Source organism: Pseudomonas sp. 10(2024) (genome assembly GCF_045164175.1).
Classification (GTDB): Bacteria; Pseudomonadota; Gammaproteobacteria; order Pseudomonadales; family Pseudomonadaceae; genus Aquipseudomonas; species Aquipseudomonas alloputida.
Genome location: NZ_CP174006.1, coordinates 4,941,310 through 4,953,870, shown reverse-complemented (window position 1 = coordinate 4,953,870; position 12,561 = coordinate 4,941,310). Strand labels below are relative to the sequence as shown.

The window sequence follows — 12,561 nt, the reverse complement described above, 5'->3', positions numbered from 1 at the left end:
TCCACTGCTAATCAAAGAGGGTGAGGCAACAGGTCACGCGGCAATCCACCACACGGCCCACCGGGCCATTCGGGACTATGCTTCCTAGCATTCATTGATCTGGGTCAATCGTTCCAGATCAATGAATTGGCCGTCTGGCCGGAATCCCTGCGATCGAACAGAACAATTCCAACACGCCGTACTCGACCCAGTGGGGGCAGTGGGCGACTGGGGCCACAAGCCCGGACGCCGGATTATCTGAAGAGGAAGCACCATGTTCGGAATAGAGGCCTTAGAGCTCGCCCGAATGCAGTTTGCCTTTACCGTGTCGTTCCACATCCTGTTCCCGGCCATCACCATTGGCCTGGCCAGCTACCTGGCAGTCCTCGAAGGCCTATGGCTGCGGACCCACAACCAGGTCTACCGTGACCTCTATCACTTCTGGTCGAAGATCTTCGCCGTCAACTTCGGCATGGGCGTCGTCTCCGGCCTGGTCATGGCCTACCAGTTCGGCACCAACTGGAGCCGCTTCTCCGACTTTGCCGGCGCCGTCACCGGCCCGCTGCTCACCTACGAAGTACTGACTGCGTTCTTCCTCGAGGCCGGTTTCCTGGGCGTCATGCTGTTTGGCTGGAACCGCGTCGGCCGTGGTCTGCACTTCTTCTCCACGGTGATGGTAGCGCTCGGTACGCTGGTCTCGACCTTCTGGATTCTCGCCTCCAACAGCTGGATGCAAACCCCGCAAGGTCACGAGATCATCGATGGTCGGGTGGTGCCGGTGGACTGGTTTGCGGTGGTGTTCAACCCCTCCTTCCCCTACCGCCTGATGCACATGGCCACTGCCGCGTTCGTGTCCACCGCGTTCTTCGTCGGTGCCTCGGCGGCCTGGCACCTGCTGCGCGGGCGTGACAACCCGGCTGTACGCAAGATGCTGTCGATGGCCATGTGGATGGCACTGATCGTCGCCCCGATTCAGGCAGTGATCGGCGATTTCCACGGCCTCAATACTCTCAAGCACCAGCCGGTGAAAATTGCTGCGATCGAAGGCCACTGGGAGAACGTGCCCGGTGAGCCGACTCCGCTGATCCTGTTCGGCATTCCCGACATGGAGGCCGAGACTACCCGGTTCAAGATCGAGATCCCGGCGCTCGGCAGCCTGATCCTGACTCACAGCCTGGACAAGCAGGTGCCGGCGATGAAGGAGTTTCCGCCCGAGGACCGGCCTAATTCGACCATTGTGTTCTGGTCGTTCCGGATCATGGTCGGGCTTGGTTTCCTGATGATCTTCGTTGGCCTGTGGAGCCTGTGGTTGCGCAAACGCGGCACGCTGTACAGTTCACGCCCGTTCCTGCATGTGGCCCTGTGGATGGGGCCATCCGGGCTGATCGCGGTGCTGGCGGGCTGGTTCACTACCGAAATTGGCCGCCAGCCCTGGGTGGTGTACGGCCTGATGCGCACGGCGGACGGTGTTTCCAACCACAGCTACGCCCAGCTTGGCTTCACCCTTGTGGCGTTCGTGGTGGTGTACTTCGCCCTGTTTGGCACCGGCCTTGGCTACATGATGCGCCTGGTGCGCAAAGGGCCGCAGACCGGCGAGGGTGACGAGCACACACCGGGAGGCCCAGGCCAGAAACGCACGCCGGCACGGCCTTTGTCCGCTGCCGATGATGGCCGCGAGGCCACCTCTGCCAGCCTGAACAAGGGGAACTGAACCATGGGTATCGACCTTCCACTGATCTGGGCCGTGATCATCATCTTCGGCGTCATGATGTACGTGGTGATGGACGGATTCGACCTGGGGATCGGCATGCTCTTCCCCTTCGTCAAGGGCGAGCAGGACCGTGATGTCATGATGAACACTGTCGCGCCGGTATGGGACGGCAACGAAACCTGGTTGGTCCTGGGCGGTGCCGGACTGTTCGGGGCCTTCCCGATGGCGTATGCCGTGGTTCTCGAGGCCCTGTACCTGCCCCTGATCCTGATGCTGATCGGCCTGATTTTCCGAGGCGTGGCCTTCGAGTTCCGCTTCAAGGCCAAGGCTGACAAGCGGCATATCTGGGACAAGGCTTTCATCTGGGGTTCGCTGATCGCCACCTTCTTTCAGGGCGTGGCGCTGGGCGCGTTCCTGGAGGGGTTCAAGGTGGTCGACCGGCATTTTGCCGGTGGCACCCTGGACTGGCTGACCCCATTCAGCCTGTTCTGCGGGCTGGGGTTGATCGTGGCCTACACCCTGCTGGGTTGCACCTGGCTGATCATGAAGACCGAAGGGCCGCTGCAGCAGAAGATGCACGATATGGCCCGGCCGCTGGCGCTGGTGCTGCTGGTGGTGATCGGTATCGTCAGCCTGTGGACGCCCATCGCCTACCCGCAGATTGCCGACCGCTGGTTCAGCATGCCCAACCTGATCTGGTTCATGCCGGTGCCGCTGCTGGTGCTGGTGACCTTCTACGGGTTGCTCAAAGCGGTGGCACGCAACGCGCACTACACGCCGTTCCTGCTCACGCTGGTACTGATCTTCCTTGGCTACAGCGGCTTGGGAATCAGCCTGTGGCCTAACATCATCCCGCCGTCGATTTCGATCTGGGATGCCGCAGCGCCACCGCAAAGCCAGGGCTTCATGCTGGTGGGTACCCTGTTCATCCTGCCGTTTATCCTCATGTATACCTTCTGGAGCTACTACGTGTTCCGCGGCAAGGTGACCCACGAAGACGGCTATCACTAGGAGGGCCGCATGATGGCTGGCAAGCATGGTTTGGAAGACAAGAAACCGCTGTGGCAGCGACTGGGTTGGCTGTTGCTGATCTGGGCGATGAGCGTCGCAGCGCTGGGTGTGGCGGCCTGGGTGATGCGGCTGTTCATGGGGGCGGCGGGATTGACCACACATTGATAAAGAGCGGCAGCGGGCTTGCCCGCGAAGCAGGCAACGCGCTAGATGGCACCGGCGTTGCCGGTGTTCGCGGGCAAGCTCGCTCCTACGGGGGCGGTGGCGCGCCTACTTGCGGGCTTTCAGAATGACGAACTTGGGCGTTGCCGCCACCTGCTCCACCCCCCGGAACAACCGCGCCAGCTTGCTGTGATAGCCCAGGTGCCGGTTACCTACGATGTACAGCGCCCCACCTACCACCAGCGCTTCACGCGCCTGCTGGAACATGCGCCAGGCGAGGAAGTCACCTACTACCTGCTGTTGGTGGAACGGCGGGTTGCACAGCACCACGTCCAGCGACTGTTTCTCCAGCCCGGCCAGGCCATCGGCCGCGAAGAAGGTCGCCGGGCGCTCGCCCAACGCTGCCAGCCAGTTCTCCCGCGCCGATTGCACTGCCATGTACGACTCGTCGACCAGGGTGTACTCGGCCTCCGGGTTGGCCAGGGCGCTGGCGATCGCGAGCACGCCGTTGCCGCAGCCCAGGTCTGCCACCCGTGCACGGCCGAGGCCGCGTGGCAGATGCGGGAGGAACGCCCGCGTCCCGATATCCAGGCCTTCACGGCAGAACACGTTGGCGTGGTTGACCAAGTCAAGAGCCGGCGCGTCGAGGCGGTAGCAGCTGGGGTAGGGGGACTTGGCGAGCGGCCGCTCGGCAACCGTTGCTGTCAGCAAACGGGCCTTTTTCAGTGCCAGCGAAGCCTGTACGGGGCCGATGTACTTCTCCATCAGGTCGCCGGCCGCCCGTGGCAGGTGCTTGATCATTGCCCCAGCAATCACCTGCGCACCGGGTGCCAGCTGGCCTTGCAGGCGGATCAGTTGTTCTTCCAGCAGGGCCAGGGTCTTGGGCACACGCACCAGCACCCGGTCGAACGGGCCTTGCCAGTGTTCGCTGGCCGGTACGAACGGCACGCTGTCGAACGGCAGGCCATTGCGCGCCAGGTTCTTTTCCAGGGCCAGGTGCCCCAGGTGCGAGTCACCGCTGCTGACCACCTGCAGCTGGCCTGCAAGGCTTGCGGCCAGGGCACCGAAGCTGTCATTGAGCACCAGTACCCGGCAATTGGCGTCGGGTGCCTGATCGTGTAGCTGCGCAAGCAGGTACTCGTCGGCGGCATCGAAGGCCTGCAACGGGTCGTTGGCCTGCTCCGGCTGGCGGATCAGGTCGAGTTCGGCGTAGGGGGTGGTCAACAGGGGCATGGCGTCTGGCTCGGGTACGAAACTGCCCGTTGCGGTTCGCGCCGGGCTTTGCCGGGCGATTCTACAGGGCTTTGCCCAAGGTCGCAGGTTTGAAGGTCAGATCCAGCCACGCAAGGCGGCAATGGCGATGGCTCCGGCCTTGTTGGCAGCGTTGGTCTTGGTGATCACGCTGCGGATATGGAAATTGACCGTGCTTTGCGACAGCGAGAGGATGGAGGCAACATCGGCAGCGGTCTTGCCGGCGGCAGACCATTTCAGCACTTCCAGTTCGCGCTCGCTCATTTTCGGCTGGGGTGGGCATAGCGCGTTCAGATGGTGCTCGCCCAGTACCGCGTGGAGGGCGTGGCACAGCCACTGCACGCTCCCGGCTTTGTCGTACAGTTCGACCTCATCGATGGGGCCGTTTGGCCGAGCGACACTGATCTGGCTTTCGTTGTGCTGCTGATCGTGAAGCGACTGTGTCCAGCCGTGGCGCAAGCCGTGCAGGCAGGCCATTTCGCGAAATTGCGGGGCTTCCTTGTAGAGTTCATCGGTCCACAGCACCGGCATCGTTGAGCTGTGGCTCAGGTTCGCCGCCGGGTCCTGCTTGTAGAAGTCGTCGCGCTGGTAGCGCTCGATCCACTCACTTGGGTAGTTGCTGTAGAGGTACAGCCTTGGCGTTTGTGTAGCGATCTGAATGCGGATGTTCAGCCCAAGGTAATCCATGTCCAGGTCCTGAGCCAGATGGACTGCGATGTCGAATAGCTTCTGCGGGCTGCGTTCGCTGACGAACGCATGAAGATACTCGGGTTTCCAGTGAAGCATTTGAAACACTCCTAGGGGCGCGCAGGTTCCAATCCGTTTGAGTACCCGGATGATTGTAGGAAAAGACCTACCATCCTGTTGGGATTTTTTTGTTATAGCGAACAGGATTTTCTGCGAGTTCGGCACGTTCACCCTGGATGAGGCCCTACAAAGCGGTGGTTTTTATCCTGGCCACTTTAGGCGACACTGTGCACACGCCAACCCTGGAGCCCGATATGACCGCTAGCGCCGAAAAGTTCACTCGCCAGACACTGCTTGATGTTCAGCCACTGACGCCGAACCTCTTCAGCCTGCGGGTTACGCGCGACGCGGGGTTCCGCTTCCGTTCCGGCCAATTTGCCCGGCTAGGTGTGACCAAGGCCGATGGTAGTGTGGTGTGGCGCGCCTATTCCATGGTCAGCGCCCCCCATGACGAGCACCTGGATTTCTTTTCCATCGTGGTGCCAGGTGGTGAGTTCACCAGTGAGCTGAGCCGTTTGGGTGCAGGCGATACGTTGCTGATCGACCGCCAGGCGTTCGGTTTTCTCACCCTCGACCGCTTCGTCGGTGGTCGTGACCTGTGGCTGCTGGCTACCGGTACCGGCATTGCGCCCTTTATGTCGATCCTGCAGGACTTCGAGGCCTGGGAGCGCTTCGACAGCATCAAGCTGGTGTATTCAGTGCGCGAAGCGAAGGAGCTGGCTTATGTGGATGAAATTGCCGGGCTGGAACAGCGCGATTATCTTGCTGAGTACGCGGGCAAGTTGCAGTTCATTCCCGTGGTGACCCGTGAACAGCACCCAGGGGCGTTGAATCAGCGCATTACCACGTTGATCGAGAATGGCGAGCTGGAGAAGGCGGCGGGGCTTGAGCTGTCGCCGGAGCATTCGCGGGTGATGCTGTGCGGTAACCCGGAAATGATCGACGAAACCCGCAAGGTCCTCAAGGCGCGAGACCTGCAACTGAGCCTGAGCAAGCGGCCCGGGCAGGTGGCTGTCGAGAACTACTGGTAAGACCATTGCGGCCGTTGCGGGCCTGTAGGCGCGGGTTTACCCGCGAAAGGGCCGGGCCTGCTGGCCAATCTCCACCCGCCGTTCACTGTTGACGCCGCCACCGTATTCGCGGGTAAACCCGCTCCTACACAGATCGGTGGTGGACACACATCGGTGGTTGGACACAGGCCGCCGTGTAGGAGCGGGTTCACCCGCGAACACCGGCGAAGCCGGTGCCATCCACCGCACTGGACTCTTCGCCAGCAGGCCCGCCCCTACAGCGCCCCCGGCAATTTCAAGGCAAGCGGTTCTGGTTCTGCGTCTTGAGCAAATCGCGAATCTCGGTCAGCAGCGTCTCTTCAGCCGAAGGCACAGGCGGTGTAGTCGGTGCCACGGCTTCTTCACGCTTGAGCTTGTTGATCGCCTTCACGCCCATGAAGATGGCAAAGGCCACGATCAGGAAGTCGATCACGGTCTGGATGAACTTGCCATACGCCAGCATCACCGCTGGCACGTCACCTTCGGCAGCCTTCAGGGTAATGGCCAGGTCGCTGAAGTCCACGCCACCGATCAGCAGGCCCAGTGGCGGCATGATCACGTCGCCGACGAAGGACGAGACGATCTTGCCGAAGGCCGCGCCGATGATGATACCGACCGCCATGTCGACGACATTGCCTTTGACTGCGAAAGCCTTGAACTCGTTGAGCATGCCCATGTTTGGTTCCTTGTAACAAAAGGTAAGGTTAAGGCAGTGTAAGCCACTTAAACGCTTCATGCGTTGTGTTCAGGGCTACTGACTGCAGTTAGAACGAATAGTTTTGTCGCATCCCGAGGCGTTCGAGACACGTCCTGCTCAGCTATCATGGCGAATTTTTCCAGGAGACCTCACCCATGGCCAAGGCCAAGCGCTTGTATGGCTGCACCGAATGCGGCGCGACCTTCCCCAAATGGGCCGGCCAGTGCGGCGAATGCGGGGCCTGGAACACCCTGGTCGAAACCATGATCGAAAGCGGCGGCGCTGCTGCACCCAGTAGCGGCCGCGCTGGCTGGACAGGGCAGCAAGCGCAGATCAAGACCCTGGCCGAAGTCAGTGTCGAGGAAATCCCGCGTTTCACGACCAGCAGCACCGAACTGGACCGCGTGCTGGGTGGCGGTCTGGTGGATGGCTCGGTGGTGCTGATTGGCGGTGACCCCGGCATCGGCAAGTCGACCATTTTGCTACAGACCTTGTGCAACATTGCCGTGGGCATGCCGGCCCTGTATGTCACGGGGGAGGAGTCGCAGCAGCAGGTGGCCATGCGCTCGCGGCGGCTGGGCCTACCCCAGGACCAGCTCAAGGTGATGACCGAAACCTGCATCGAGACGATCATTGCCACGGCGCGGGTCGAGAAGCCGCGGGTAATGGTGATCGACTCGATCCAGACCATTTTCACCGAGCAGTTGCAATCGGCCCCGGGCGGCGTGGCCCAGGTGCGCGAAAGCACAGCGTTGCTGGTGCGTTATGCCAAGCAAAGCGGTACGGCAATCTTCCTGGTCGGCCACGTGACCAAGGAAGGCTCGCTGGCTGGCCCAAGGGTGCTGGAGCACATGGTCGACACGGTGCTGTATTTCGAAGGTGAGTCCGATGGCCGCCTGCGCTTGCTGCGGGCGGTCAAGAACCGTTTTGGCGCGGTCAACGAGCTGGGCGTGTTCGGCATGACCGATCGTGGCCTCAAGGAGGTATCCAACCCGTCGGCGATCTTCCTCAACCGTACTCAGGAAGAGGTGCCGGGTAGCGTGGTTATGGCAACCTGGGAGGGGACCCGGCCAATGCTGGTCGAGGTGCAGGCGCTGGTCGACGATAGCCATCTGGCCAACCCGCGGCGGGTAACCTTGGGCCTGGACCAGAACCGTCTGGCCATGTTGTTGGCGGTACTCCACCGCCATGGCGGTATCCCGACCCATGACCAGGATGTGTTTCTCAACGTGGTCGGCGGGGTGAAGGTGCTGGAAACGGCTTCGGACCTGGCGCTGCTGGCGGCGGTGATGTCCAGCTTGCGTAACCGGCCACTGGCCCATGGTTTGCTGGTGTTTGGCGAGATCGGCTTGTCGGGCGAGGTACGGCCGGTGCCCAGTGGCCAGGAGCGCCTGAAGGAAGCGGCCAAGCACGGCTTCAAGCGTGCCATCGTACCCAAGGGCAATGCACCGAAAGAAGCGCCTGCGGGGTTGCAGGTGATTGCCGTTACACGGCTGGAACAGGCGCTGGATGCATTGTTCGAATAGCGTGCAGGAGCGAGCAAGCTCGCTCCTGCAACCCGTCAGTGCTCGGCAACGGCCGTGCGCCTGACCGTTTCATTGCCGTGCTCGTCCAGTTCCAGCATCGGCACTTCGTTACCCTCGGCATCGAACAGCTTGCCATCCTTGAAGTAGTCCCCATCACGCAGCGCGGAAATGTCCGAATACTGGATGGTGCGCTCGTAGGCAGCAGCGAACACTGACTGGTTTTCCGAGTTGCCGGTGGTGAAATGGTTGAAGATCAGGTTCAGCAGGATGGCCATGATCGCCGCCGAGCTGATGCCGGAGTGGAAGATGGTCTCGAACCAGTTCGGGAAGTGGTGGTAGAAGGTCGGCGCGGCAATCGGGATCATGCCGAAGCCCAGCGAGGCCGCGACGATGATCAGGTTGACGTTGTTCTTGTAGCTGACCTTGGACAGGGTGCGGATACCGCTGGCCGCCACGGTGCCGAACAGCACGATACCGGCGCCGCCCAGTACCGGGGTAGGCACGGCGGCAATCACCCGGCCCATGACCGGCAGCAGGCCGAGTACCACCAGAATCACGCCGCCGGTAGCCACCACGTAGCGGCTCTTGACCCCGGTCACGGCCACCAGGCCGACGTTCTGGGCGAACGCGCTTTGGGTGAACGAACCGAAAATCGGCGCCAGGATGCTCGATGCCATGTCGGCGCGCAGGCCATTGCCCAGGCGCTTGGAGTCCACCTTGGTGTCGATGATCTCACCCACGGCGAGGATATCGGCCGACGTTTCCACCAGGGTGACCATGATCACGATACACATCGACAGGATCGCGGCGATGTGAAACTCCGGCATGCCAAAGTGGAAAGGCGTGGGGAAGGCGAACATCGGGCCTTCGCTGACCTTGCTGAAATCGGTCATGCCCAATGCCCAGGCGATCAGCGTGCCGACCACCATGGCCAGCAGGATCGACAGGCGTGAGATGGTGGCGCTGCCAAGCTTGCTCAGCAGCAGCACGATGGCGAAGGTCAGCCCGGCCAGGCCGATGTTGGCCATGCTGCCGAACTCCGGCGAGGCGCTGTTGCCACCCATTACCCAGCGTGCGGCAACCGGCATCAGGGTCAGACCGATGGTGGTGATGACGATGCCGGTCACCAGCGGCGGGAAGAACTTGGTGATGCGCGAGAACACCGGTGTGATCAGAAAGCCGATCAGCGACGCAGCCATGACCGCGCCGAGCACCCCAGGCAGGCCACCGCCCCCCTCGCTGCTCAGGATCGCACCCATGGTCGCCACACCGGCGAACGACACGCCTTGCACCAGTGGCAACTGGCAACCGAAGAACGGCAGGCCAAGGGTCTGCAGCAGGGTAGCAAGGCCACCGGCGAACAGCGAGGCGGCGATCAGCATGCCGATTTCGGCACCATTCAGGCCCGCGGCCTGCCCCAGGATCAGGGGTACTGCGACGATCCCACCATACATGGTCAGCACATGCTGCAGACCATAGGCCAGGTTGGCACCAAGGCCGAGGTTTTCATCCTCGGGTCGCTTGGCGGGAGACGTGCTAGGGGACGTAGTCATGGAGCAGGCTCTCTGTTTATTGTTGTGCCGCTACTGTAGACACTTCCTACAAATGATTGCCACAAGAATTGTATACAATATTTTGATCGGAGCGCGAACAGGTCTGGCTGCAGGGTGTGCTAAAACCCAATGCAGAAGGCGTACCAACTTGGCAGAAGCTGTATTAGAAGGGTGTGTACAAAGCATCGCTACCCAGGCTTAAAGCTGTCTGGGTAGACAAGAAACACCAGGTGGGAGGGCTATTAGCTAGCTAAGAGATTTCATTATTCGATGAGTTCGCGCAGCTCACGCATCATTTCGGTGCTGTCAGCCACGTTCAATTCCACAAGACGGTGCAAATGGGTCATCGAATCGACGTCGATGTACAGGCAGATGAAGCCCAGGCGGTCCGGCTCTTCGTGGCGCAGTTCGACTTGCATCTGCACACGGACCTCGTTGTCCAGGTCGATGATGGCGTCGAAGTCCTGAGTCAGGTCGGCATCCCAGTCTGCCGGGCGTTCGATCAGCAAGCCTTTGAGTGAAAGGTCCAGCAGTTTTGCAGGCCAGCGTTTCAGCCCCTGGCGCAGCTCGGTGGGGGCATCGAAGTCGATGCGTTGAAAGCGGCGGCGTTCGTCATGATCGCTCATGGCATGGATCCTCGAATAGGTCATCAGGTGTCATCCTGACTATAGTTAGAGTTGCATGTGCATCAGGTACTGCAATCTGGCCGCAGAGGCTCTAGAACGAAGCAAGTGTGGCAATGCCGCTTGACTGGCCCTAGACTCGGTGGGCGGTCTTTCCAATCCACCAGCTGGAAGCTAACCATGAACAACAATAATAGCCTGCTACGCCATATTCCGTGGCTGGCGCTGGCAGTCATAGGCGCCTGCGCACTGGGTGTGGTTGCCCTGCGTCGCGGCGAGGCGATCAACGCCTTGTGGATCGTGGTCGCGGCAGTGGCCATCTACCTGGTCGCCTATCGTTACTACAGCCTGTTCATCGCCACCAAGGTGATGCAACTCGACCCGCGCCGTGCCACCCCGGCGGTGCTCAACAACGACGGCCTGGACTACGTCCCGACCAACAAACACATTCTTTTCGGTCACCACTTCGCTGCCATCGCCGGCGCAGGCCCCTTGGTCGGGCCGGTACTCGCCGCGCAAATGGGCTACCTGCCCGGCACGCTCTGGCTGATCGCCGGCGTGGTGCTGGCCGGTGCGGTGCAGGACTTCATGGTCCTGTTCCTGTCTACCCGCCGCAACGGGCGCTCGCTGGGTGACATGGTGCGCGAGGAAATGGGCAGAATCCCGGGCACCATCGCCCTGTTCGGCTGTTTCCTGATCATGATCATCATCCTCGCGGTGCTGGCGTTGATCGTGGTCAAGGCCCTGGCCGAAAGCCCATGGGGCATGTTCACGGTGATGGCGACCATCCCGATCGCGATGTTCATGGGCATCTACATGCGCTACATCCGTCCGGGCCGTATTGGCGAAATCTCGGTCGTTGGTGTGGTACTGCTGCTGGCCTCGATCTGGCTGGGCGGCGTGATCGCTGCGGACCCGGTGTGGGGCCCGGCGTTCACGTTCACCGGCGTGCAGATTACCTGGATGCTGGTGGGCTACGGTTTTGTAGCCGCCGTGCTGCCAGTGTGGCTGGTGCTGGCACCGCGTGACTACCTGTCGACCTTCCTCAAGATCGGCACGATCCTTGGCCTGGCCATCGGTATCCTGATCATCGCTCCCGAGCTGAAAATGCCGGCGCTGACCCAGTTCACCGACGGCACCGGCCCGGTGTGGAAGGGTACCCTGTTCCCGTTCCTGTTCATCACCATTGCCTGTGGTGCGGTGTCCGGCTTCCACGCGCTGATTTCCTCGGGGACCACCCCCAAGCTGCTGGATAACGAAACCAACGCCCGCTATATCGGCTACGGCGGCATGCTGATGGAATCGTTCGTTGCCATCATGGCCATGGTAGCGGCCTCGGTGATCGAGCCGGGCGTGTACTTCGCCATGAACAGCCCGGCTGCAGTGGTCGGTACCGATGTCGCGTCGGTGGCGCAGACCGTCAGCAGTTGGGGCTTCCTGATTACACCCGAGCAGCTCGAAGCCGTTGCCCGTGACATCGGCGAGCACACCATCCTGGCCCGTGCCGGCGGTGCGCCAACCCTGGCGGTCGGTATCGCGCAGATCCTGCACCAGGTGTTGCCAGGTGAAAACACCATGGCCTTCTGGTACCACTTCGCGATCCTGTTCGAGGCGCTGTTCATTCTCACGGCGGTAGACGCTGGTACCCGTGCCGGGCGCTTCATGCTGCAGGACCTGCTGGGCAGCTTCGTGCCTGCACTCAAACGCACCGAATCGTGGGGGGCCAACCTGCTCGCCACCGCTGGCTGCGTGGCACTCTGGGGCTATCTGCTGTACCAGGGCGTCATCGACCCACTGGGTGGCATCAACACCCTGTGGCCGCTGTTTGGTATCTCCAACCAGATGCTGGCCGGTATCGCCTTGATGCTCGGTACTGTGGTGCTGATCAAGATGAAGCGTCAGCGCTACATCTGGGTCACCCTGCTGCCGGCCGTATGGCTGCTGATCTGCACCACGGCTGCAGGCCTGATCAAGCTGTTCGACCCCAACCCGGCTGTCGGCTTCCTGGCCTTGGCCAAGAAGTACAGCACTGCGCTGGACGCCGGCCAGGTACTGGCCCCGGCCAAGGACATCGGGCAGATGCAGCACGTGATCTTCAACGCCTACACCAACGCGGGCCTGACGATCTTGTTCCTGCTGGTGGTCTTCAGCATCCTGTTCTTCGCCATCAAGGTCGGCTACGCCGCCTTGGGCCGCAAAGAACGCAGCGACAAGGAAACCCCGTTCCAGGCGTTGCCTGACGCGTAATCGAG

Annotated in this window: 11 protein-coding genes; 6 read left to right on the top strand and 5 right to left on the bottom strand. The window is 61.6% G+C overall.

From position 1 onward, the window contains the following. Positions 1-253: 253 nt before the first annotated feature. Genes ACI7M0_RS22465 through ACI7M0_RS22455 form a run of 3 tightly spaced genes read left to right on the top strand, consistent with a single transcriptional unit; the run spans position 254 to position 2,866 of the window. Positions 254-1,690 carry a cytochrome ubiquinol oxidase subunit I gene (locus ACI7M0_RS22465; RefSeq protein WP_019438403.1) on the top strand — a complete coding sequence of 479 codons (1,437 nt, stop codon included), beginning with the start codon at positions 254-256 and terminating at the stop codon, positions 1,688-1,690. Between the two features lie 3 nt (positions 1,691-1,693). After that, positions 1,694-2,701, top strand: coding sequence for a cytochrome d ubiquinol oxidase subunit II (cydB, locus tag ACI7M0_RS22460; protein WP_010955308.1), 1,008 nt, complete (start codon positions 1,694-1,696; stop codon positions 2,699-2,701). Between the two features lie 9 nt (positions 2,702-2,710). After that, complete coding sequence (locus ACI7M0_RS22455; protein WP_003251614.1) at positions 2,711-2,866, top strand: DUF2474 domain-containing protein; 156 nt, start codon at positions 2,711-2,713, stop codon at positions 2,864-2,866. 105 nt (positions 2,867-2,971) lie between these two features. Here the strand turns inward: ACI7M0_RS22455 and ACI7M0_RS22450 are convergent, their stop codons facing one another. Both ACI7M0_RS22450 and ACI7M0_RS22445 read right to left on the bottom strand, forming a co-directional pair. Then, positions 2,972-4,096, bottom strand: coding sequence for a methyltransferase (locus ACI7M0_RS22450; protein WP_129932568.1), 1,125 nt, complete (start codon positions 4,094-4,096; stop codon positions 2,972-2,974). Between the two features lie 96 nt (positions 4,097-4,192). Continuing rightward, complete coding sequence (locus ACI7M0_RS22445; protein ID WP_129932567.1) at positions 4,193-4,900, bottom strand: autoinducer binding domain-containing protein; 708 nt, start codon at positions 4,898-4,900, stop codon at positions 4,193-4,195. 215 nt (positions 4,901-5,115) lie between these two features. On the opposite strand from ACI7M0_RS22445, the gene ACI7M0_RS22440 reads away from it, so the two are divergent. Next, entirely contained in the window at positions 5,116-5,892 is a 777-nt protein-coding gene (locus ACI7M0_RS22440) for a ferredoxin--NADP reductase (protein WP_014592355.1), read from the top strand. 274 nt (positions 5,893-6,166) lie between these two features. Here the strand turns inward: ACI7M0_RS22440 and mscL are convergent, their stop codons facing one another. Continuing rightward, entirely contained in the window at positions 6,167-6,586 is a 420-nt protein-coding gene (mscL, locus tag ACI7M0_RS22435) for a large-conductance mechanosensitive channel protein MscL (protein WP_020193520.1), read from the bottom strand. Between the two features lie 176 nt (positions 6,587-6,762). On the opposite strand from mscL, the gene radA reads away from it, so the two are divergent. After that, entirely contained in the window at positions 6,763-8,133 is a 1,371-nt protein-coding gene (gene radA / locus ACI7M0_RS22430) for a DNA repair protein RadA (protein ID WP_003251626.1), read from the top strand. A 35-nt stretch (positions 8,134-8,168) separates the two neighbouring features. On the opposite strand, the gene ACI7M0_RS22425 is transcribed toward radA, so the two are convergent. Together ACI7M0_RS22425 and ACI7M0_RS22420 are read right to left on the bottom strand one after the other, a co-directional pair. After that, entirely contained in the window at positions 8,169-9,686 is a 1,518-nt protein-coding gene (locus ACI7M0_RS22425; RefSeq protein ID WP_014592353.1) for a nucleobase:cation symporter-2 family protein, read from the bottom strand. A gap of 263 nt (positions 9,687-9,949) precedes the next feature. Then, positions 9,950-10,312, bottom strand: a complete 363-nt coding sequence (locus tag ACI7M0_RS22420) for a PilZ domain-containing protein (RefSeq protein WP_029615590.1) — start codon at positions 10,310-10,312, stop codon at positions 9,950-9,952. A 177-nt stretch (positions 10,313-10,489) separates the two neighbouring features. Between ACI7M0_RS22420 and ACI7M0_RS22415 the strand changes: the two genes are divergently transcribed. Continuing rightward, positions 10,490-12,556: a carbon starvation CstA family protein gene (locus ACI7M0_RS22415; protein WP_004577217.1), complete on the top strand. Its 2,067-nt coding sequence runs from the start codon at positions 10,490-10,492 to the stop codon at positions 12,554-12,556. The last annotated feature ends 5 nt before the right edge of the window (positions 12,557-12,561 follow it).